The following is a 23,502-nucleotide window of genomic DNA, read 5'->3' as shown; positions in this document are numbered from 1 at the left end:
TTGAAGATTTTAATTTGATGTTCTATTTAGACAAAAATTCCTTATGACTTTACCGATTGTTAAACGATATCTGATTGCCTTTGACCAGTATAAATGGGCGGGATTTTCGACTTTTATACTGGTTTTGGGCGTTTCGGGGGCTGTAGCCATGATTCTCGAACCACCAGAGAAACCCCCTTACACTGCAACCGGAGTATTGACCTATCAAAATCCACCTGTACTTTTTTCAGAAACGGGTCAAAGTATTCGCGAGAGAGGACAGCAACTTAATGAGGGAATGTTACTGCAACCGCGAGTTATTGAAACAGTTTTGGAGAAGACCAAGGTGACTCCAAAACAGTTGAAAGATGGTTTAAAGGTGACGGTGAAGAATCAAGTGGATGCACCGAGTTTTATTCAAGTGAATTATACTGATCCCAACCGGGAACGAGCCGTCGAAATTGTGAATATAATGATGACGGAGATGATTGAACAAAGTCGCTTGATTAATACTCAGCAGCTTCGGGATATTATTGATACGGTTACAGCCCGTTTGAGTCCGGTCGAAAAAGAACTGCGACAAGCCGAACAAGACTTAGAACAATATGATAAACGGGAGGGAGCAACCTTACTAGCGATAGAAAGTGGTGTTTTACCGGAAGCAATTGTTGGTAATCAAAAACAACAACAAGATGTACAAATTCAGATTGAAACGCTGACGGCACAAATCAAAAGTTTGCAGTCGAGACTCGGATTAAATGTGGATCAAGCCTATGTTTCTCAAGCCCTAACGGCTGATCCGATTATCGCGCAGTTACGGGTTCAACTGTATCAAATTGAGTCTCAGCTTGGGCTTTTACGTCAAGATTATCGAGATGAACATCCCCAAGTTGCCGCTTTAATTAAACAAAAACAAGCCGCCGAACGACAATTACAAGAACGAGCCTCTGAAGTGTTGGGGGGAGATGGAGTCGCGGCACCTTTAAGACAAGCGGATCAAATTCGGGTAGATTCTTCTCTCGATCCGGCTCGCCAACTATTGGCTCAAAATTTAACAGCCTTGCAAACCCAAAAAGAAACACTCCAACAACAATTAGAAAATCTCAAAAAAATCGAAGTTGATCTGCGAGAAAGTTATGCCACTCTCCCCAATAAACAGTTAGAAAAGCAACGCCTCGAACAAGAACTCCTCTACAAAAAAGCCTTACATGATAAGATGAAGGCTCAGTTGGTGGACTCTCAAGCAGCAGAAGCGGAAACCGTTAGTAGTTTAAAGGTGGCTCAAGAGGCTTATGCAAAGGATGTAGAAGTTCCAGAAGCGATCAGTATGGCGCTGATTTTAGCCGGGGGTGGGCTGGCTGGGGTTTTAGGGGGAGCGGTGTTAATTTTTGTTCTGGGAATGCTCAGTGGCAAGTTCTACACTTGGGAAGAAATCAAAGGCGCATTGCAAGAACGAGAGGTGCCGTTGTTGGGTTTATTACCGAATGTGATGTTATTTGAAGGATCATCTCAGGCGATGCCTCTATTGCTCAAAGCTCATTCTCCCTATTTAGAATATTACGAAAAAGTCCGCAGCAATTTACAACGAATAGGAGAAAAACCCGCTAGAGTGGTACTGATTACCAGTGCGGGTGAGTTGGAAGGAAAAACGTTCTGTGCTTATAATTTGGCAATTGCTACAGCTAGAGCGGGAAAACGGACGTTGTTAATTGAAGGAGATTTGCGATCGCCCTCTCAGGTAGAATCTTTGAGATTGGCACCAGAACCGTTGAGTGGGACTGAACCTTTACGCTACTACGGGGATGCTAATCATTGTATTCGCCTGGTTCCTGATGTGGAGAATTTGTATGTGATTCCCAGTCCGGGGCCATTGCGACAAGCGGCTAGGGTTTTAGAGTCGAGCGAGATGAAACGTTTACTGGCAGAAGTTCGTTATCGCTTTGATATGGTGATTATTGATGTTCCTTCTCTGAGTTCTAATAACGATGCTTTGACGCTTGAACCTTCAACGGATGGTTTAATTTTAGTGGCTCGTCCAAGCTATACGCTATCGGGTCAGCTAGGAGAACTAGCGGAGCAGTTGACAGAAGTGGATGAGGATGAAGGCTCAACAAAATACCGTCCGCGTCTGTTGGGTGCAATGATTAATGATGCGGATATTGCGGTTGAATGGTTTGATGAACCTATAGATCAGAGCAAACAGGCTGTAGACGCTCCCTTGTATCAACCGACGCTCCCTTCCCAGTCTCAGACAGTGCGCCAGTTACCCTCAAAGGTTAAACGATGAATTTGATTTGGCATCGACCTGCGAAGGTGTATAATCTCTCAACGGATGGGGTTGAGGTTTGGCAGGCTGAGTTCGGGTTACTCAGTGAACACCTGGAGGAATTTGAGCAAGTCCTTTCCCCCGATGAACAAGAACGAGCCAGACGTTATCGCCAAAAACGGGATCACGTTCGGTTTGTCGGGGCGAGGGGGGTTCTGAGAATGATTTTGGCGGGTTATTTGGGGGTGTCACCGTCTGAAGTTGAGTTTAGTTATAGTGAACGGGGAAAGCCTTTTTTAAAGGCAAATTCGACGGGTATTGAGTTTAATGTCTCTCATTCTGAGGATAAGGCATTGTTGGCGATCGCATTAAATCGTCGAGTGGGAATTGATGTTGAATATATTCGTCCTATTGAGGTGTTGTCACTGGCGAAGCGGTTTTTTCGGGAGTCGGAATATTTGGTTTTGAGTACATCGCAAGGAATGGAACAACTGAGGGGATTTTTTCAGTTGTGGACAGCAAAAGAGGCGTATTTGAAGGCGACGGGGGAAGGGTTAGCGGGGTTAGAAACGGTGGAAATTTCGTTATCGGAGTTAGAGTCTGCTGAGAGTTTAGAGATTCATAATACAGGTTGTGATTGGTTGCTGCAATCTCTAGAGTTGGGTGAAGACTATTGTGCGGCGATCGCAGTGGAGGGAAAAGCGAGTCAAGTCAACTGTTGGCAATTTAACATCGGATGAAAAGCGGAAGTAATGACTAAGCGCGAGTTCTTAGACATTCATTAATTGCTATTGGCAACCGAGAGCTAAATTAATTGCTACTAGCACACAAAAAGAGCATTTGTCTTTCACCGCCCTTTTCAAGAGCCATACAGCAAGCAAGAGTGACATTACCATCTTCAGGTTTTGTCGGTGGAAAAATTTCTAGATCGTATAGATAATTTTGGGTTTCACTAGACAAACCAATTGAGTCTAAAGACTCGGCAAATTTTGTGTTTTCTACATAGTAAGTCTGTTGTTGTTTTTGACAGTAGTTAATATTAGCAAGTGCTTCTGTTTCTTTCGCTTGATGAATAATTTTAAACATTGTTGCCGTAGAAATAGAAGCTAAAATACCAATAATTAAAATAACGACCAAGAGTTCGATAAGAGTGAATCCTGAACTTTGCAGTTGAGAATCATATTTGTAAAAAAGAATGGTTAAGTATTTCAGGCTTGTTTTCATAGTTAATTATTGTCGGATTACCGTGAACAAATTCAGTGAGAGTTATTGACTGTGAATGAATACTACTCACTGAATTGACCTTTAAAAAGTTAGATTTTATCTTTTACCACCACCATTTCCAGTACCGATGGTAGCAGTTTGTTTCCAAACTAGCTGCAAACCAACCAGCCGCTTCACCATATACTGTACCATTTGTGCGTGGATATTTCCACTGACAAATGAGGTCACGATTCTGGGGAGGTGTGCCGAAGTGTATTCTTCCTCTAGACCTCCAATAAGCCTCATTATCTGCGCTGGTTGCTCGCCCTAAATAATCTGTTTTCCACCACCCAAATGCTGATGCAGGTTCGGCTGTAGAAACCATTATACTCCCACAAAAAATGGTGGCAATAGAAAGAGTTTTGAGAAATTTTTTAGGTTTCATAGTAAAAAAACATTCCTGGTTGTAGTAGAGAGTATTGGCTAAAATAACTGTTTACAATCAACATAAAAAGGAGTTTAGCCGTACCGCAAAATTGATTTGTTAATACTTATTATTGCCTCTTGTTTAATTAAATTCAATCATAATCAGTTTGATTTTATCAGCAAAAACTCTATCGATAGTGTCAGAAAAAATCAGAATTTATCATAAAAATCAACAAAATCAATAAAAAGTATGATATTATAGTAAAATTACTGAGTTACATAGCAATAATCACATCTATTAAATTGTTATTCAGTAATAATACTGAGAAGCAAGACTTCTATCTCCAAAAAAATTAAAATAATGGATATTCAAGAAGTATTGGGTTTTGCGGATGAACTGGTCTTCGCCAACACAGGGAAACATCTATCTGATTTACAAAGTGCTGTTTTACGAGGAGTTTGGCAGGGTAAAAAGTATTTTGAAATTGCTGAAGAACATTATTGTAGTGAAGGATATGTGAGAAATATAGCCTCAGAACTGTGGCAAATTTTATCAGATGCTATAGCAGAAAATGTCAATAGAACGAATCTGCGATCAGTGATGGAGAGGAAGCAATCACTAATTTTATCCTCTAATTTGGTAGGTAATGATTTTATCGTTGGTAATGTTAATATTTGCGGAGATCCCTCATCAAATCAGTATTCACCCTCAACATTCACCAAACCTCAACAAGATTTAAGCAACGCACCAGACTTAATTAAATTATGCGATCGCCACAAGGAAATTGCCACCTTAGAAAAATGGATACTGTACGAAGGCTGTCGTTTAGTTGCAATTCTAGGTTGCTCTGGAATCGGTAAAACTGCACTGGCTGGATATTTATTACAAAAAATAAAAACTCACTTTGATGTCGTTATTTGGCAAAATTTTGATCTATCCCCTCCTTTAGAAAATACACTAAACAATTTAATTTTATCTATTTCTCGTAACCCTGAAACTCAATTACCTTCAAGTTTAGGTGAAAAGTTGTCAATGTTATTAGAAAATTTGCAACAAAAACGCTGTCTAATTGTATTAGATGGGATAGAGAATTTACTCAGCGAGAAACAATTTGCAGGAACTTACAGAGCAGACTGTAAAAACTATCAAAAATTATTTAAAATGATTGGTGAAACCGTTCACAAAAGTTGCTGTATTCTTAACAGTTGGGAAGCTCCCCAAGAATTGATGATCTTAGCAGGTAAAAACTCACCTGTTCGCCTCTTTCCTCTGAAGGGTTTAGGTGTAGCAGCTAAAGAAATACTCAAAGAAAGCAAATTATCAGATGAGTCTGAATGGAATAATTTAATTAATACTTATCAAGGAAACCCATTATTTTTGAAAATAACAGTTAATACAATTCAAGAAGTTTTTGACGGAAGATTAGGAGAATTTTTAAAATATGAACAACCCTATTTGAGTGAAGAATTGAAGATTGTTCTCGATCAACAATGGCAACATTTACCAGAATTCGAGCAAACAATTATTGCTTGTATCAGTCGTGAATATGAACCTGTTTCTCTTAATCAATTATTGGTAGATAGTCAATTAAATTATCAACAATTATTCAAGATAATACAATCTTTAAAGCGACGTTTTTTGATTGAGAGCAATGAAAAAAAACAGGAATCTTTGTTTACAGTTTCAGAGATTTTGAGGCATTATGTAAGATCTATTAATAAGTCAGAGCGATGAGTTATGAGATCTGAGGCAGACAATATTGACATCCTCCCCGACCTGAAGGTACGGGGATTCCAAGAATCACTTCTTGGGCTTCCTCTTTCCACGACTCGACTTGCTTGGAGGGATTTCTCCACCCACGCAGAGGTCGATGTCTCCAGAGGCGTTAGTTCCGACGTGACCCGCCGTACTTAGACCTTTTTCTAATATGTTCCGTGCTGCATTCTGGTCCCGGTCTTGGGTATGTCCACAATCAGGACAAACATGAGTTCTGGTACTAAGGGATTTTTTAACTACTGCACCACAATTAGAACAGTTCTGTGAAGTGTAGTGGGGTGGGACTGCAATAGTTACTACTCCAAACACTTTGCCAAAATACTCAACCCATTGCCGGAACAACGACCACGAAGCATCACTAATCGATTTAGCCAAGCGATGATTCTTGAGCATATTCCGCACCTGCAAATCTTCATACGCCACGAGGTCGTTAAACTTCACTACGCACCTTGCTGTTTTTACAGCAAAGTCTTTACGCTGGCGACTTACTTTGAGGTGTTTACGAGCAAGTTTATTTCTCAACTTGGCTCTGTTTTTAGAACCTTTTTTAGTCTTAGAAAATCGGCGTTGCAGCCGTTTCAAAACCTTTTCGCTTTTACGAAGGTGTCGGGGATTTGCAACTGTTTCTCCATTACTATCGGTGTAGAAGTGGTTCAACCCCACATCAATACCAATAGTTTTACCTGTTGGCTCTCGCCTTTCTGTTCGTTCTTGGTCAATACAAAACTGAGTATAATACCCGGAACTCACGGCGCACAACCCGTACTCGCTTGAACTGTTTAAGTTGGTAGAAATGCAGGTCACGGGTTCCCCAAAGTTTGAAAGTTCCTGCTTTGAAGCCATCAGTAAAAGTGATGTATCTTCGGTCAGCAGAAAGCTTCCAACCACTGGTTTTGTACTCAACACTTCCGTGAGTTTGTTCTTTTTTGAAGCGTGGATAACCTTTCTTCCCTGGCTTGTTTTTCTTGCAATTATCAAAAAATCTAGCAATTGCACTCCATGCTCTTTCAGCAGAAGCTTGTCGAGCCATAGAATTGAGTTTGTCCACCCAAGGGAAATTCTCATCCGCAGCAAGTACAGCGCTGCGGAGCACTCAACTCATATCTGCCAATATCGCGGTTATCCATCCAGTATCTCAGGCAAGCATTACGAACAAAACGAGCCGTTCTAATCGCCTCATTCAGCGATTGATACTGCTCATTCGTTCCTTCCAGCTTGGCCTCAAATACCAGCATTTTTACGTTTAACTCACTGACGTAATGATACCACAAAAAGCCGTCCTAGAAGGACGGGGCTTTCAACCCATTTTTTCGGTAAACTTTTCTTTTACCTATTGCCTGACTTCTTAACGTCTCATGCGGTTAGCGACTAACCCCAAAACAGAGTTACTGAGGTTGAGTCCTTCTAGGGATTTTAGCAGGGCGGAACGGTTGGTTTTTTTGATGCCAACGACTAAAATAATACCATCGGTTTGAGCGGCGATTAAACTGGCATCTGCTAAACCTGTGACGGCGGGTGTGTCGTAAATAACTAAATCAAAGAATGCCCGAAATTGTTCCATCAGGTATTGTCTTTTTTTGGCGGAGAGGACTTGTACGGGATCGGGGGGAATTTGTCCGGCGGTGAGGACGAATAGGTTATCATCTTGAGGCGATCGCATAGCGTCTCGGAAGGAGAATCGCTGAATGGCATCATTGAGACTGAGATCGCTGGTAATGGCATCTCGAAAGCCTCGTAAATTGGGTAAACCGAGTTTATGATGAATTTGGGGATTGCGGAGGTCTGCGTCAACCAGGAGGACACGCTGACCCATAAAAGCGGCGGTTTGAGCCAGATGAATAGCAATGGTTGATTTACCATCTCCTGGAGTCGCGGAACTGATGGTGATAGAGCGTAAGGGTTTGTTAGAACTGAGTAAACAGATATTGGCATAGAGGGAGCGAAAGGCTTCTGAAACTGGGGAAGCTGTATAGTATTGATGGACTTGAGGGTTGACGGGGGCTGAGTGGCGATCAACGACAGGGGTTAAACTGGCGACTGAGCCGATGGGAATAAAAGTTTTGGATTTTTGGGCGACTTTTTTGAAGTGTTTGGAAAGGGGAATAACGCCTAAAACGGGTAATTTAGTGTTTGATTTAATTTCGTCGGGTGTGTGGAATACGGTGATCAAGACGTCTATGATGAAGCCAATGCCAATTCCGAGCAAGGTACTCAAGACGACTGCGATCGCGAGTTGACGTTTTGTACTACTAACGGTAATTGAGATGGGTTTTCCAGAGTCATCTATCGATACCGAGGGAGGGGAAACCAGATGCCAGGGAATTTGTTGTTGAGCGGCGTCAATACCGAGGGCTTCTCGTTTTTCAAGAAATTCTGTGAGGGTTTCTGAAGCGACTAGAAGTTGTTGTTGTAATTCGGCTTCTCGGTTTGCTAAAGCTGGGAGTTCTTGTATTCGTTGGTTGAGTTGATTTTGAGCCTCCAGCAATACATTGACTCGGGCTTCTAGTGCTTCTATACGTCCTACGGTACTGTCTATAACTTTTTGAGCTTCTTGTTGCAGAAGTGATTGCATCTTTTGCTGCTTTTCTCGTAGTAGCTGCATGGGAATACTGTCTTCACGGAGTCGCTTTGATTCTTGGATGATCTCGGCTTCGGTGTCGTAGTATTGCTTGATTAACCAAGAATAAGAGCCTGTGTCATTTCCTAAAATTTCGGCATAGTTTCCTTGGGCATATTGTTGTTGGAGAACTTCTGCCCAAACTTTTTTTTCGGCGAGTTCGGATTGGTTGTTTACGATTTGTTCTTGCAGGTTTCGGGCTGCAATTGCGAGTTCTCGATCTTTATTGTCGGGATTAATTAGATTGGCTTCTTGGCGAAATATTTTAATTTGTTTTTGTAGATTATTATATCGTGCTTCTAACATCGGTAACTGTTTATTTATAAATTCTAGTCCCTGATTAATACTGGTTAAACGTTCTTGTAAACTATAATTCAAATAAGCTTCTGAAATTTGATCTAAAATAAATTGGATTTTTTCAGGATCAGAATCCTGATAGCTAACTTTGATCAGTTTTGTTCCTTCTTCTTTTGAATCTTTTTCATACATGATCCGACCAATTTCTAGGCTAGAAAGGAAGGAACGGGAACTCAAATTTGGATAACGTTGTTTGATTTCCTCTACAACAGGTTCCATTAAACTAGGACTTTTCAAAACTCGAATGAGACTCTCATAATCGACTAAACTATTATTCACTTGAATTCGATTAATATCTACACCTCCAGCTTGAGCAGATAGATATTTTTGGGCAAACTGACCTTCTACCGTGACGGGTTCTATTAATAGTTGAAATGCTCCTTGGTATTTCGGAATAACTTGGCGAGATTTCAAAACGATCAAACTTCCTAAAGCTGCGGTGAGAGTCAAGATTACAAATAACATGATCGGTAAGCGTCGTCGGAAAACGGCAAAGACCCAGCCAATATCTAGTCGTTCTTCATCTTGATCTTGAACTTCTCCTGAAAATCCTTGATTCATTTCGGGATTAAGCTTCCCGTTATTTTGGACTAAAAATCGTTGTAAATCTCGTTCAGTGTCCATGATTTTGATTGATTTTTTATAGCAATTATTTTTAATTGAAGTGAAGAGCCTCTATCAGCTTGAGATTTCAATTAATCTTGGAACCCTTCGATAACCTCCAGAAGTCGAAAAATAGATAGGGCTTGATTGATGAAACTACCTGTTGGAGTTAGAAGTAAACTCGTCCGATCTGAAAACTTTGCTAAACCAGAACGTTCGACAACAATGATGTCGTTATTGCGAAGTAGAGGATTGTTTTGTTCATTCGGACTGGCAGAAAAATCAATGGCTATCGTTCGCTGAGATATTGTACCATCGGGGTTGAGGCGAATCAAATCCACGAACTGTCGGCTTGATCTGGGATTAAATCCACCTGCTTTGAGTAAGGCTTGGTTCAATGTTGTATCTGGGGCTACGTCAATTGTACCGACACCGGGATTTCTAATTTCTCCGACTACACTCACCCTAATTGTAGCAGGCGAAAAACTGGCCCGAGCGATTGGTGTAATTTCGGTTAAATCAACAGTTGTTGCTTGCGGAATAACAATGGTGTCTCCATCTTGTAAGAAGGGGTCTTTGTTGAGGTCGCCTGTTTGCAAGAGTTCCCATAAATTGACGGGGATAATCTGTTGGGTTCCGGCTTGGGTGATGCGATGAAGTTGAATTTGACGAATATCGGCTTGTTCTGTAATTCCTCCGGCTTGTCGAATGGCCCAAGTGACGGTGGCGTATCCGCCTGGACGTTCAGTATTGGCATCGCCCCCAATTAAGACATAGTTCCCCGGACGGTTCACTTGTCCAACGACAATAATATTATGAGCGACATCGGCTGAGATCGCTAAGTTACTGTTGGCAACCTGACGAACTTCTGCTTGATTAAAATGGGTGGTCGCTGGAATAATAATCGTGTCTCCATCTCGTAGGGTTATATTAGAACGAGTATCCCCATTCTGAAGAAACTCCCAAAAATTAATGGCGATGATTTGTTCACCCCCTGAAGGTTGAGGTCTACGAAGCTGAATTTGACGGATATCGGCCGATAATGTTACTCCTCCGGCTTTTTGAATGGCTTCTGCGAGGGTGGGATAACGCAGTTCAGGTTGACGGGACTCCGGGTCAAACAGGGTCAAGATGTAGAACCCCGGACGAGAGACTTCTCCTGAAACGGCGATTTTTATGGGCCGAGGTTTGGTGAGGGTAACGGTGATTAAGGGATGTTTGAGGATACGAGCATATTCTGTTTCAATCATCCGAGTCACTTGCTCTAGGGTACTCCCTTGAACGTATAATCTCTTGATGTAGGGGAGTTGTAGGGTTCCATCCGCAATCACCTGAGCTTCTCCACTGAAATCTTCAGCGTCAAAAATTTTAACAGAAATAAAATCACCTATTCCTAAAATGTAGGCAGGTTCAAGGACAGTTAGATTATTGTCCGACTCGGATACAGTTTGACTCGGTTGAGGTAGGGATTGAGTAGAACCGCTTAGATGCCCCCCGACAGTTGTCAGTATGATTAGAGAGAGGTTAACGATCACTCGGGTCATTTTGTAGGGAGTCTTTAGGCTAACCATAGAGACATCTTTTTTAAAAATATATGAGGCTTTATTTCTATATCTTAATCTAGTTTTTTCTTGAGTTGCACCGTCTCTCCTCTAGAACTGCATAATCTTAATCTTATGAAACAGATTCTTTTTGATCCTATTTTTTTGCCTTTGATTTTAGGGGTTGTGATTATTTATGCGTTATTGGCTTTTCATTTGTCGAGTTCTAAAAAAGTTAGTTTTCTCTTCGGAGATATTTTTACGATCTTTTTTCTGTGTTTAGTTCCTAAACTGGTTATTTTCCCGTTCAACAAGTTTGATTTAAGTGTTTTGTCTAATCCGGTTTTTACCTTGGCTTCTGCTACCGGAATTATTGTCATGGCTTTTTATGGTTCTTCGTTTATTCTTTTACATTTATATTATCACAAATATTTAGAGCATACCCTCTCAATTCTCAAAGATCCGTTTTTAGGAACTTTAATAATTTTAGCCGTTTGTTCAACGTTTTGGGCTTATGAAACTGAAAAGACGTTACGAGCGACTCTTGTTATTTTGTTTCTCAGTAGTTTAGCGGCTCATATCAGTCGGCGATACAGTTTACAAAAAATTTCGTCTCTCATGCGAATCTCTCATACAATAGTCGCGTTTTTAAGTGCTTTTTATGCCCTAGCAAAACCCAGTATTGGAATCCATGAAAAAGGCTGGAAAGGGATTGCAATTCATCCCAATTTTCTCGCCATTATTATGGCTTTAAGTGTTTTAATTTGGACGATTGATGCTTTAAATAAACCCAAATATCCGGGGTTATCTTGGGGAATGGCTGCTTTTTCGTTTTTTATTTTACAAATGGCAAACTCTGCGGGTGCTTTTGTGACGGCGATGTTGATGCTGATGATGATTGGATTGCTGAGAGTCTTAAAAAGTCTCACTTTTCAGCAAGCTTTTACCGCTATTGTGCTTTTTTTAGTCTTGGGAATTGTGATTATGATTTTACTAACAGAAAATTGGGTGAGTGTTCTCAGTAGTTTGGGTAAAGATCCAACTTTAACGGGACGAACGGAATTTTGGCCAATGCTAATTGATGCGATTAATCAAAGACCTGTTTTGGGTTATGGATACCATAACTTTTGGCAACCTTGGCGGGGGGTTGATAATCCCGCCGCAGGCGTTATTACACCGAATGGGTTTAAGCCGCCTCATGCTCATAATGGCTTTATTGAGATTGGTCTAGACTTAGGGTATATTGGCTTATCTTTGTTTATTTTGTCTTTTTTTAGAAATCTTCTTTTGGGTTCCATGCTATTAACTCAAAGCAAAAGACTAGAGTCTTTACTCCCTACTATTTTTATGGGATATTTGCTTTTTCAAAATATTACTGAAAGCCGACTTTTTGATGCTAACTTTGTCTGGTTTTATTATGTGTTATTCACGGTCAAACTCAATCATATTCACGAAGAACTGAAAAAAGAAAGAGAACTCACCCCTTAGTGTCTAACGTTAAACCTTGGGGATATTTGTAGTCCATTCCGGGAACATAAATTTTAAACTGTTCCAAACTCAAACTTAAGTTTTCGTCTGGATTATAAATTCTATACAGGGGAACTTTCCCATAAAAAGAAGCCCATGTTGAATAGGTACTCATCGGCCCAATTAAGGAGTCACAAGCGGCTAAAGCATAAAGGTCTTCTAATAAATGATTCGTTCCAAAGAAGACGTTTAGAGGGGCAAACTGTTCGAGATTGTGTTGAGAATCTGAACAGACTAAAAATCCGACTTTTTGTTGAGGAAATAACTGTGTAACGTTCTGCATAACTTGTACATACTGTTCAACTGTAAAAAAGAATTCACCGCCTCGATGCTGTTGATAGTCGCCATGACGAATATGCACCCCAACTAATATTTGACACTGAGAGCGAATCTCTGAAATTAATGTTTTAATATTGTTCTGATGATGCTCAACGGGTGTAAAATAGTCTCTAACGTGATCAGCATATTTGATTAAGTTAGATTCATCTCGAAAGCGAAATCCTTGAATGCAGTAGGTTTTCTGGTGATCAAATTGACTGAGAAACTCATCACTATCGAGTAAACAATCCTGTTGGGAATCAATTCTAAGAATCTTTAAACCCCGATTCAACCCTTTGATTTTACTCATCAGTATCACGAAAGAATTAGCCCAACGACCGATTAATTGGCGTAGAATTCGATTGGGTTTACCCGGAGAAGGATGAGGCGGATAACGGCAAAATAAGTCGCGACTGGTGGGTTGAAATAAATCAGCGTATTCATCAAACGCCAGATTAGCTAAGGTGATTTTATGGGCGTGAGCAAATGCGATTAAATGTGAAAATAAAATCAATCGATTGCCAAGCTGTCCATATTTCTGAGTGATGATCATCATGGTTTGATTGTGTAAAGTATCTTAACAAAAAACTTCACAGAAAAGTCATACTCTGTTTATTATGTCTAAGTTAAAAAAACAAGTCAACTCAAGACATCGTGATATAGTATTGACAGCAATAGTAGCGGGATAAGAGGTATCATTTTGCCGGAGTCCAAACCCAAAACTCCTGCTAGCACCGATCCGGAACGATTCTTTCGTACTGATCATCTCAAAGCCGATCTCAGAGGGCGTTCGATTCGCGGGGGTGCGATCACCATTTTGGCTCAAGTTAGCAAGTTAATCATGCAATTTGGGTCAATCGTTGTTCTTGCTCGTCTTCTTGAACCCGAAGATTATGGTTTAATCGGGATGGTGACAGTTATTACAGGCTTTATTTCCATTTTTAAGGACTTAGGCTTGTCAATGGCGACGATGCAACGAGAACAGATTACCCAGACTCAAGTCAGTACCCTATTTTGGATCAATGTTGGAATCAGCAGTGCAATTATGTTGCTGACTGTGGCTTTAGCGCCTGTGATTGCTTGGTTTTACGGTGAACCGCGTTTAATTTTGATTACGTTAGTGCTGGGGAGTGGTTTTATCTTCGGCGGACTAACTGTTCAACATCAAGCGTTGCTGAAGCGACAAATGCGTTTGGGTGCGTTGGCGGTGATTGATATTATCTCGATGATTAGTAGCATTAGTATCGCCCTGACGCTGGCAATTTTGGGTACAGGTTATTGGGCGTTAGTCGCCATGCAATTGGCGATGACAATTATTAATTGTATTGGAGTCTGGGTGAGTTGTGGTTGGCGTCCGGGATGGCCGAAGTTTGACTCAGATGTTGCTCCGATGTTAGCGTTTGGGGGATGGAACACGGGTTTTACAGTTGTTAATTATTTTACTCGTAATCTCGATAATTTACTAATTGGAAAGTTTTGGGGTGCGGATCAATTGGGACTCTACGCCCAAGCTTACAAATTGTTGGTTTTACCGCTACAACAGATTAATTTTCCGCTTTCAACGGTGGCTTTACCGGGTTTGTGCAGTGTCCAGTCTGATCCCGAACGATATCGATCTTACTATGGCAAAGCCGTTGAAGTGATGGTCTTGCTCGGAATGCCTATTTCAGTCTATATGGCGGTGGATGCTGATAATTTGATCATCAATTTGTTAGGATCTCAATGGAGTGAGGCGATCATTTTATTTAGAGTCCTTTCACCTGTCGCTTTTATTAGTACCTTTAACGTCGCCACTGCCTGGGTGTTTATCTCAATGGGACGAGCGGATCGTCAATTTCACTGGAATATATTTGCTTCCGCGATCACGGTGATTGCATTTTTAATTGGGGTGCGTTGGGGTGCTTTGGGGGTAGCAATTGCAGCCAGTATTACCTTCTGTGGTTTGCGTTATCCGGGGATTGTTTATTGCTTTCAGTCTTCTCCATTGACCCCAGGATTTCTGATGAAGATTTTATGGAAACCTGCCGTTGCTTCTTTTGTTGCCGGAGGACTGCTTTGGTTGCTTCGTCAAGCAATATCTTGGAGTATTAATCCTTTTGTTGAAATTGCCCTTCATTGTGCATTATATGCTTTATTCTATCTGTCGTGCTGGTGTATTTTACCGAATGGCAGACAGACTTTAACACAAGTGTTGCAACTACTCAATGAGTTGCGACATAAGCCTAAAAAGGTGGGATAAAAAATGTCTAAACTCAATCAGTTTATTCCGAGTTCGATTCAACCCTTCTATCAAAAAATACGAGGTTTTCGTTATCAAGTTGAGGGGGAATTTCAAAAATTAACGACTCCAGTTCATCCTCATCCTATTCTGGTGTTAGGAAATCAAAAGTCTGGAACTTCAGCAATTGCTGCTTTACTCGCTGAAAATACGGGCTTATCAGTGACAATTGATATTACCCAAGAAGTTGATTACCCAATTTATCATCATGTGCTTTTAGGGAAACTATCGTTTAATACATATATTCAACGTCACAAACTCTATTTTTCTAAAGCGATTATCAAAGAACCTAATCTCACCCTGTTTTATCAGGAGTTAATTAACTATTTTCCGCAAGCCAAATTTGTTTTTATTATTCGTGATCCCCGAGATAATATTAGAAGTATTTTGAATCGCTTAAATTTACCCGGAAATCTCGATGAAATTCAACCTGAACAGGGCAAAAAAATCAGTCAAGCTTGGCAGTTAATTGTCAATAATGTTGGGTTAAATCTTCCCGGTTTAAACTATATTGAAAGAATGGCTTATCGATGGAATTATATGGCTGATGTTTACGGCAATCACTCCGAAAAGATGATTTTAATTCGTTATGAAGATTTTCTCAAAGATAAAGTTAGTCAAATTGAAAAACTCGCTCAACAGTTAGGTCTAAAGCCTGTCAATGATATTGCTGATAAAGTTAATATTCAGTTTCAAGGACGAGGAGATAAAAATGTAAAATGGCAAGATTTCTTTGGAAAAGATAATTTAAGCAAAATCGAATTGATTTGTGCTGAAAACATGAGAAAATTTAATTATTCAATTTAGGAAAAAGATGCACCCGGATTATCCAGAAAAAATCTTCTTCTATTGTCTTCCTCAAGGGCCACCCGAAAAAGCGGCTTATCAACATCCTATTGTTTGTTTAGCGGAAGGTTTACAACAATTAGGAATTCCTTTTTATGGGAATGTTAACTATTGGAAAACATCCGTTCAAGAGGATAGGTTTCTCCTGTGCCATGACCCCGAGATTACAGCTAATGAATGTCAGGTGGCAATTATTAGTGGTCGTTGGTTTGACTATGGTTATCCCATTCCTGAAAATTTATTTCATCCCAAACGCAAGTACATAACGGTATATTTCGATGATTCAGATGGCTTAAGAACTCCATCTTTTCACGATAAATTTAGAAAATTTGACTATATTTTTAAGTGTCATTATCACCAACAACTAAAATACCCAGAAAACTTTTATCCTTGGGCTTTTGGGTTATCTAACCGGATTATTAAAATGACTCAAGAACAACCCGATTTTTCTCAGAGAAACAAAACATTACTCTATAATTTTCGAGTGAAGCACTCTCTGCGAGATACCGTTAAAAGCCGGTTAATTGAAAATGGTCTTCATCAAATTTTACCTTTAGACGAAACGATTGATCAGTCTGACACCAGTTCTTTGAGTGCTGAAGATCGCTTACAATGGACTCAAAGTGGAAGACGTCATTATCCTTCCTATTATCAACGCTTAAAATCATCAGTCGCTTGTGCTGCTTTTGGGGGAACATTTGTTCCTGCTTTTCCCAAAAACCCTAACCATTTATTCAGTCGAACCTTGACGCATTTATTAGGTGAAGAAATGATTTGTAAAGTTGATTCTAGACTCCGAATCATTGTCCAGTGGGATAGTTGGAGATTCTGGGAATCTTTAGCTGCCGGGTGCGTGACTTTTCATGTTAACTTTGAACAGAATAGCTTTTTATTACCTGTGATGCCCACCAACTGGAAACACTATATTGGCATTGATTTAAAAAATGTAAAAGAAACCGTTCAACGTCTAATAGAAGACGCACAAATTTTAGCAGAAATTTCCACGAATGGTAGGAGTTGGGCTATTGAACATTATAGTCCTGTTCCGACGGCGATTCGTTTTCTCAAAGCGATTGGAAAAGACTATCTCATCAAATAAACTTTTAGGATGGAGTTGAGAGTAAACATATGAAAATTGCCTTTATCGTCGGAACATTTCCTTCCTTATCTGAAACCTTTATTCTTAATCAAATTACAGGTTTAATTGAGCGTGGACATCAAGTCGATATTTATGCAGATTCTCCTCAAGATCAAGATAAATTTCATGCTGATGTCGAAAAATATCAGTTGTCTAATCGGACTTACTATCGCCCCCGTTGGAGTCATCCTCGAACAAAAGCTGTCTTGAAAGGTTTAGGATTATTCCTCAAAAATTTCCCGAAAAATCCCCCAGTTTTGTTACGCTCATTAAATGTTTTTCAATATAAACAAGAAGCCTATTCATTGCGATTACTTTATGCCGCTATTCCCCTGATCGGAAAAAAGCCTTATGATATTATTCACTGTCACTTTGGTCAACTGGGTCAAAAAGGTGTAACTCTACGGGAAATTGGAGCCATTCAAGGACGATTAATTACTTCATTTCATGGGGCGGATGTTAACTCACCTGTTTGGTATTCAAGGGGAGGAACGTATAAAAAACTTTTCAAATTGGGCGATAAATTTACTGTCAATTCAAATTTTACGGCGGATCGAGCGATTGCTTTAGGATGTCCCCCGGAGAAAATTGTTAAACTTCCGATGGGATTAAATTTATCCCTTTATCAATTTAAAGCCCGTTATCTACAAGCCAATGAACCTGTTAAAATTATTACGGTAGCTCGATTAGTTGAAAAAAAAGGAATTGAATATTCAATTAGAGCTGTAGCTCAAGTTTTAACAGAATATCCCAACTTAATTTATCGTATTGTTGGGGATGGAGGTTTACGAGAGTCTCTTGAACAACTCATTAGAGAACTAAATGTTTCTGAAAATATTAAAATATTAGGATGGATGACTCAAGAAGAAGTTCGTCAGCTTTATTCAGATTCTCATCTTTTTATTCTTTCTAGTGTGACGGCTACCGATGGAGACAAAGAAGGTCAGGGTTTAGTTTTACAAGAGGCTCAAGCAATGGGTTTACCTGTTTTATCAACAATTCACAATGGAATTCCCGATGGTGTTTTAGATGGAAAATCAGGTTTTTTAGTCCCAGAAAAAGATGTTGATGCTTTAGCAGAAAAATTAAGGTTTTTGCTTAAAAATCCAGAAAAATGGTTAGAAATGGGTCAAGCTGGTCGAGCCTTTGTCGAAGAAAATTATGAGATTAATAAACTGAACGATCAATTAGTGGAGATTTATTCAAAATTAATATAACAAGAAAAAAATGAATTTAGCACAAATGTAATTTTCTTAACTCATATGAAAAGACTGGCTTATATTGATGCTTTGCGTGGAATAGCAATCTTTAGCGTTCTCGTAGTACATACAAGTCAAAAAGTTGAAAACTTACCGAATTGGTTAGCAAATCTTAGCGCTCAAGGAATATATGGCGTTCAGATTTTTTTCTTAATTAGTGGATTTTCAATTTTTTTGTCATTTGAACGCAGGATGAATTCGGAAAAGAAACCTTTAGTTAACTTTTTTATTCGTCGTTTTTTTCGGATTGCACCTCTTTTTTATTGTGCAATAATTCTTTACTTACTACTTTATGGACTTGGGCCTAGATATTGGTTAGGTGATGCTTCTTCAGTTACTTTGGCAAATATTATTGCAAATTTTACCTTTACAAATGGATTCAACCCTTATTGGATTAACAGTGTTGTTCCTGTCGGTTGGGCTGTTGCGATTGAAATGCAGTTTTATTTAATTGCTCCTTATCTTTATCGAAAAATTAAAAATGTAGAACAAGCAATAGGATTAACTTTAATTGTTCTCATCTTTAGTCAAATTCTCATCTGGATTTTAAAACAAAATCCCCTAATTTCTTCACAGCAGCTTTGGAATGGTTATCTTTATTTCTTTTTACCGAGTCAACTGCCTGTTTTTTCTTTAGGATTTGTTCTTTATTTTTTAATGAGAAATGCAGGGATTTTATCTCAATCTTCTAAAAATGAAACCTACAACTCTGAAAATTTTGTATTTAGACGTGCTTTTTTACTTCTGGGAATTGCTATCTATTTAAGTCTATCAATTATGAGCAACTACGAAATTATTCCTGGACACATTGCTTACTCTATTGTATTTTTGCTCTTAACGCTATCGTTAGGATTTTATTCATTTCCGTTCCTAGTGAATCGTTTTTGGATAGAATTTGGTAAAATAAGCTATAGCATTTATCTCTTACATTTTGCTATTTTATTCAAATTGAGCGAATGGTTTGCTAATTTTTTGTCTGCTACTGAAATAACCTTGCAGCCTATTCCTTACTTTATCTGCTTATTAACAATTTTGCTGATTTTAACTTTGCCTTTGTGTTATTTAACTTATAACTTTATTGAAAAAAATGGTATTATTTGGGGTAACAAATTAATATCAAATTTGGAAAAAAAGAGCGAATAAATGTTCATTAATTAACGGATTATATTGAGAGACAATAAAAATGAAAACTCCAGTTGTTTTTCTAATTTTTAACCGACCCGAATTAACCGCAAAAGTATTTGAGGTCATTCGTCAAGCCCAGCCCCCAATATTGCTCGTTGTGGCAGATGGCTCTCGGTCTGACCGACCAGAAGAAGCTGAAAAGTGTCAACAAACTCGGGCTATTATTGATTGTGTAGACTGGAACTGTGAGGTATTAAAAAACTATTCTGATATTAATTTAGGCTGTGCCAAGCGAGTTTCAAGTGGTTTAAATTGGGTCTTTGAAACTGTAGAATCAGCTATTATTTTAGAAGATGACTGTTTACCGCATCCTAGTTTTTTTGATTACTGTGAAGAACTCCTAGACTATTATCAGCAAGATCAACGAGTTATGTCAATAGCAGGAACAAACTTTCAATTCGGACATCAACGCAGTGAATACAGCTATTATTATTCAGGTTTTCACGACTGTTGGGGGTGGGCGACTTGGCGACGATCTTGGCAATATTTCGACTTTGAGATGAAGCTTTGGCCGACTTTTAGAGAGAGTAATTTTCTTGAGCATAAACTTTCAAATAATAGCCGAGCCGTTCGTTATTGGCGGCGACTGTTTCAAGCGACTTATGATGGACAAAAAAATAGTTGGTTTTATCGATGGTTATTTTCCTGTTGGGTTCAGAGTGGTTTGGGGATTATGCCCAGTGTAAATTTAGTTTCTAATCTTGGTTTTAGTTTATCATATTCTTCAAATACAACAGCCGAGGCTAAAAAGATTTCTTATGCTAATATGCCCGTACAAGCAATGGGTTTTCCCTTATCTCATCCTCCCTATCTGTTACAAAATTGGGAAGCTGACCAATGGACTCAAGAAACTCGTTTTTCGCCCAGCTTTTTGAACCGATTTAAACGAAAGTTGAACATTTTTTTGAGATAATAAATTATTTTTTTAATGTAATAACAGGAGTTTTTTTGATGTTAATATGGATTAAAATTTTAAAATCAGCCACTAAAAATCCCTTAACTGATTATTTGTCCTATCTCGTGAATTGGTGGAAAAACAAACTCAAATACAAAGGTTTAGAACAGGGATATTACTCAAAACTCAATAACACTACAGTTGGAAATCACGTTAAACTCTATGAAAATGTTACCCTTTTAAATTCTGATATTGGCTCTTACACTTATATTTTATCCAATACTCGTATTTCTAGAGTTAATATTGGTAAGTTTTGTTGTATTGGTATCAACTGTATCATCGGTTTTGGAATTCATCCAACCCAAGATTTTGTATCTACTCATCCCATTTTCTACTCGACTTTAAAGCAAGGAGGAATTACATTTTCCGATCAAAATTATTTTGAAGAAAGAAAAGAAATAAACATTGGAAATGACGTTTGGATTGGAGCAAATGTAACCATTTTAGATGGTGTAACAATTGGAGATGGATCTGTCATTGCAGCCGGAGCTGTTGTCAATAAGGACGTTCCACCTTATGCAATTGTTGGAGGAGTTCCAGCCAAACTAATCCGATACCGATTTGATGAAGAAACGATTAAATTTTTACTAAAGTTTCAGTGGTGGAGCAAAGATGAAGAATGGTTAAGAAGTCATTTTAAAGATTTTCACAATATTATTACCTTCAAACAAAAGTATGCTAAAACAGAGTCAGTGCATCCAAATAGCACCCCATGAAAAATATTTTACTTTCAGCTTATGCCTGTCAACCGAATAAAGGTTCAGAACTCGGTTTTGGTTGGAATTGGGCTTGGTATTTGGCACAATTGGGTCACGAAGTTTGGGTTTTAACTCGTTCTCATGCGGAAAGTAAAGCGGCTTGGGAAGAAGTCTTAGCGACTCAACCCCTGCCAAATTTACACTTTTTTCCAGTTGATATCCCTAACCGTTTCAAACCTTATTTGAAGGGAAAAATCGGAGTTTATCTTCATTACTTAATTTGGCAAAGACAAGCTTATACAGTTGCTTTAAAACTGAATGAAAAGCACAATTTTGATTTAATTCATCATGTGACTTGGGGAAGTTTAACGGCAGGTTCTGAGCTTTGGCGTCTCAATAAACCGTTTGTATTTGGGCCGGTTGGAGGGGGACAAATTGCACCACCAGCTTTCAAAAGTTACTTTTTAGATCAATGGCGAAGTGAAGCGTTTCGTTCTTTTGCTAATACTCAATTACTTCCTTTGAATTTAATTGCGCGTCAAACGGTTAGCCATGCAGATTTAATCTTAGCAACAAATCAAGATACCGCCCATTTAGCGAAACGTTTGGGTGCATCTTGGGTTGAATTGTTTCTAGATACTGGATTAGAAGAAAACTATTTTCCGGATTCACCGCCCAATCGAAGTCAAACTAAGCCTTTAAAGTTACTTTGGGTCGGTCGTTTATTTCATCGAAAAGGATTACTCTTAGCACTAGAAGCTCTTGCAAAAGTTAACTCAGAAATCCCTATTCAATTAACAATTGTTGGAGGAGGTTCTCTTGATCAATATATTCCACAATGGCTGAAGGATTTACAACTTGAAAGCAAAGTTGAGGTGAAAGGTCAAATCTCTTGGACAGAAGTTAAACAGGAATATTTAACCAATGATGTTTTCTTATTTACAAGTTTAAGAGACTCATTTGGTTCACAATTAGTTGAAGCAATGGCTTATGCTTTACCTGTTATTGTTCTCAACCATCAAGGTGCAGGAGATTTAGTTCCCGATACAGCAGGAATTAAAGTTTCTGTAACTCAACCGAGTGAAACTGTAGCCGAATTAGCTTTAGCGATTGAATTGATGTATAAACATCCTCAAAAACGATGGGAGATGGGTCAACAAGGTTATGAATTTGCTCGACAACAAATTTGGTCAAAGAAGGCAATTTCTATTGATCACTATTATGAGCGTTTAATGAATTCTAAGAAGCATTAATTTTATCAACGTATAACTTATGGATAGCCGCTCATCAAACTTCAAAAAAAATTCCCAAAAAATCCTAATTTGGAATCTAGTCTCAACAGGTCATTATGCAAACTATCTGCAATATTTAATTGAATTTATTGCCCTGAAAAATCTCAAATATCAGCTTTGTATTATTGTCTTGAATGAATTTATTTCAAAACATCAAGAAGTCGTTAATCTAGCTTCCAAACTTCCGAATAAAAATTTAGAATTTATTACGATAAAACCGGAAGAAGAGGAAATTTTAAAGTCAACTCAGTCTAAAATTGGGCGTTTTGTTCGAGATTTCCAGGAATTTAGGTTATTATGTCGATATGCAAAATCTTTAGAAGCAACTCAAGGTTTGATGATGATCGCGGATCGCTACCTGCTACCTCTAGCCTTAGAAGGTTATAAGTTACCTTGTCCTGTATCTGGAATTTATTATCGACCTTCCTTTCATTACGTGAATTTTTCGGATGATCAACGCAGTCAAAAAGAACGAATTCAACATTTCCGAGAAAAACTAATTCTAACTCGCGTCATGCAACAACCTCAAGTTAAAACATTATTTGTACTCGATCCGTTTGTTGTGAATAATTTGAATCAAAATAATAATAGAGCAACAGCAGTCTATATGCCTGATCCGGTAAAAACTTACAATTTCTCGGATCTAAATCTAGAAAAAATTCAAGAAGATTTGAATCTAAAACCGAATAAAAAAAGTTTTTTATTACTCGGAAGTTTGGGAGAACGTCGAGGAATTTATCAGCTTCTAGATGCAGTTGATTTGCTCCCCGATCACCTTTGTCACCAATTCTGTTTAGTTTTAGTGGGACAGATTATTCCCCAGGATCGTGATGCCGTAAAATCTAAAATTGCACAGCTCTCTCAAACAAAGCCTGTAGAGATTATTTGTAAATTTGAGTTTGTTTCTGAACAGGATGTTCATTGTTATTTTCACTTAGCTGATGTTATTCTATCTCCTCATCAAAAACATATTGGAATGAGCGGAACTCTAGTCTTAGCAGCAGCAGCTCAGAAACCTGTTCTCAGTTCTAATTATGGTTTAATGGGAAAACTTGTTCAAGACTATCATCTCGGTTTAACGCTTGACTCAACACAACCCAGTGAAATTGCTAAAGGTTTAACTCGATTTTTACAAGAACCCGAGACCGTATTATGCGATCGCACTCTAATGAAAAAATTTGCTGAACAGAACTCAGCCGAAAAGTTCGCTGACGTTATTTTTAATCATATCTAAGTT

Annotated in this window: 18 protein-coding genes and 1 pseudogene; 13 read left to right on the top strand and 6 right to left on the bottom strand. The window is 38.8% G+C overall.

Going from position 1 to position 23,502, the window contains the following annotated elements; all coding sequences use genetic code 11:
• The first annotated feature begins 43 nt into the window (after positions 1–43).
• Positions 44–2,266: a GumC family protein gene (locus VB836_RS10540; protein WP_323219315.1), complete on the top strand. Its 2,223-nt coding sequence runs from the start codon at positions 44–46 to the stop codon at positions 2,264–2,266.
• Complete coding sequence (locus VB836_RS10535; RefSeq protein ID WP_323219314.1) at positions 2,263–2,985, top strand: 4'-phosphopantetheinyl transferase family protein; 723 nt, start codon at positions 2,263–2,265, stop codon at positions 2,983–2,985. The genes VB836_RS10540 and VB836_RS10535 overlap by 4 nt, the downstream gene beginning before the upstream one ends.
• Positions 2,986–3,055: 70 nt before the next feature.
• Here the strand turns inward: VB836_RS10535 and VB836_RS10530 are convergent, their stop codons facing one another.
• Both VB836_RS10530 and VB836_RS10525 read right to left on the bottom strand, forming a co-directional pair.
• The gene (locus tag VB836_RS10530) at positions 3,056–3,469 is read right to left on the bottom strand and encodes a type IV pilin protein (protein ID WP_323219313.1); all 414 of its coding nucleotides are present in this window, start codon (positions 3,467–3,469) and stop codon (positions 3,056–3,058) included.
• Positions 3,470–3,572: 103 nt separating this feature from the next.
• A complete protein-coding gene (locus VB836_RS10525; protein ID WP_323219312.1) occupies positions 3,573–3,893 on the bottom strand; it encodes a hypothetical protein in 321 nt (106 codons plus the stop codon).
• A gap of 342 nt (positions 3,894–4,235) precedes the next feature.
• Here VB836_RS10525 and VB836_RS10520 point away from each other — a divergent pair, with 342 nt between their 5' ends.
• A complete protein-coding gene (locus VB836_RS10520) occupies positions 4,236–5,609 on the top strand; it encodes an NB-ARC domain-containing protein (RefSeq protein WP_323219311.1) in 1,374 nt (457 codons plus the stop codon).
• A gap of 66 nt (positions 5,610–5,675) precedes the next feature.
• Here VB836_RS10520 and VB836_RS10515 read toward each other — a convergent pair.
• The 3 genes and pseudogenes from VB836_RS10515 to VB836_RS10505 form a co-directional block, all read right to left on the bottom strand.
• Positions 5,676–6,886 (bottom strand): annotated as a pseudogene (locus VB836_RS10515) (RNA-guided endonuclease InsQ/TnpB family protein).
• Between the two features lie 110 nt (positions 6,887–6,996).
• A complete protein-coding gene (locus VB836_RS10510; protein ID WP_323219310.1) occupies positions 6,997–9,249 on the bottom strand; it encodes a GumC family protein in 2,253 nt (750 codons plus the stop codon).
• Positions 9,250–9,320: 71 nt separating this feature from the next.
• Positions 9,321–10,799 (bottom strand): SLBB domain-containing protein, encoded by a 1,479-nt coding sequence (locus VB836_RS10505; protein ID WP_323219309.1) that lies wholly within the window; start codon positions 10,797–10,799, stop codon positions 9,321–9,323.
• Positions 10,800–10,904: 105 nt separating this feature from the next.
• On the opposite strand from VB836_RS10505, the gene VB836_RS10500 reads away from it, so the two are divergent.
• On the top strand, positions 10,905–12,257 hold the full coding sequence (locus VB836_RS10500; RefSeq protein ID WP_046276975.1) for an O-antigen ligase family protein: 1,353 nt from the start codon (positions 10,905–10,907) through the stop codon (positions 12,255–12,257).
• Here VB836_RS10500 and VB836_RS10495 read toward each other — a convergent pair.
• Positions 12,247–13,170 (bottom strand): alpha-1,2-fucosyltransferase, encoded by a 924-nt coding sequence (locus VB836_RS10495; RefSeq protein ID WP_323219308.1) that lies wholly within the window; start codon positions 13,168–13,170, stop codon positions 12,247–12,249. The two genes, VB836_RS10500 and VB836_RS10495, sit on opposite strands and share 11 nt — an antisense overlap.
• Before the next feature lie 144 nt (positions 13,171–13,314).
• On the opposite strand from VB836_RS10495, the gene VB836_RS10490 reads away from it, so the two are divergent.
• Genes VB836_RS10490 through VB836_RS10450 form a run of 9 tightly spaced genes read left to right on the top strand, consistent with a single transcriptional unit; the run spans position 13,315 to position 23,499 of the window.
• Positions 13,315–14,853 (top strand): lipopolysaccharide biosynthesis protein, encoded by a 1,539-nt coding sequence (locus VB836_RS10490; RefSeq protein WP_323219307.1) that lies wholly within the window; start codon positions 13,315–13,317, stop codon positions 14,851–14,853.
• A gap of 3 nt (positions 14,854–14,856) precedes the next feature.
• Complete coding sequence (locus VB836_RS10485; RefSeq protein ID WP_323219306.1) at positions 14,857–15,699, top strand: sulfotransferase; 843 nt, start codon at positions 14,857–14,859, stop codon at positions 15,697–15,699.
• Positions 15,700–15,706: 7 nt separating this feature from the next.
• Complete coding sequence (locus tag VB836_RS10480; protein ID WP_323219305.1) at positions 15,707–16,837, top strand: hypothetical protein; 1,131 nt, start codon at positions 15,707–15,709, stop codon at positions 16,835–16,837.
• 29 nt (positions 16,838–16,866) lie between these two features.
• Positions 16,867–18,093: a glycosyltransferase gene (locus VB836_RS10475; RefSeq protein WP_323219304.1), complete on the top strand. Its 1,227-nt coding sequence runs from the start codon at positions 16,867–16,869 to the stop codon at positions 18,091–18,093.
• A 45-nt stretch (positions 18,094–18,138) separates the two neighbouring features.
• Positions 18,139–19,278: an acyltransferase family protein gene (locus VB836_RS10470; protein WP_323219303.1), complete on the top strand. Its 1,140-nt coding sequence runs from the start codon at positions 18,139–18,141 to the stop codon at positions 19,276–19,278.
• A 40-nt stretch (positions 19,279–19,318) separates the two neighbouring features.
• Positions 19,319–20,233, top strand: coding sequence for a glycosyltransferase family A protein (locus VB836_RS10465; RefSeq protein ID WP_323219302.1), 915 nt, complete (start codon positions 19,319–19,321; stop codon positions 20,231–20,233).
• A gap of 38 nt (positions 20,234–20,271) precedes the next feature.
• A complete protein-coding gene (locus tag VB836_RS10460; RefSeq protein WP_323219301.1) occupies positions 20,272–20,991 on the top strand; it encodes a CatB-related O-acetyltransferase in 720 nt (239 codons plus the stop codon).
• Positions 20,988–22,226 (top strand): glycosyltransferase family 4 protein, encoded by a 1,239-nt coding sequence (locus VB836_RS10455; RefSeq protein WP_323219300.1) that lies wholly within the window; start codon positions 20,988–20,990, stop codon positions 22,224–22,226. The genes VB836_RS10460 and VB836_RS10455 overlap by 4 nt, the downstream gene beginning before the upstream one ends.
• A gap of 19 nt (positions 22,227–22,245) precedes the next feature.
• The gene (locus VB836_RS10450; RefSeq protein WP_323219299.1) at positions 22,246–23,499 is read left to right on the top strand and encodes a glycosyltransferase; all 1,254 of its coding nucleotides are present in this window, start codon (positions 22,246–22,248) and stop codon (positions 23,497–23,499) included.
• The last annotated feature ends 3 nt before the right edge of the window (positions 23,500–23,502 follow it).

The organism is Limnoraphis robusta BA-68 BA1 (genome assembly GCF_034932365.1).
Taxonomy (GTDB): Bacteria; Cyanobacteriota; Cyanobacteriia; order Cyanobacteriales; family Microcoleaceae; genus Capilliphycus; species Capilliphycus robustus.
This window is presented reverse-complemented; position numbering and strand designations above follow the sequence as displayed.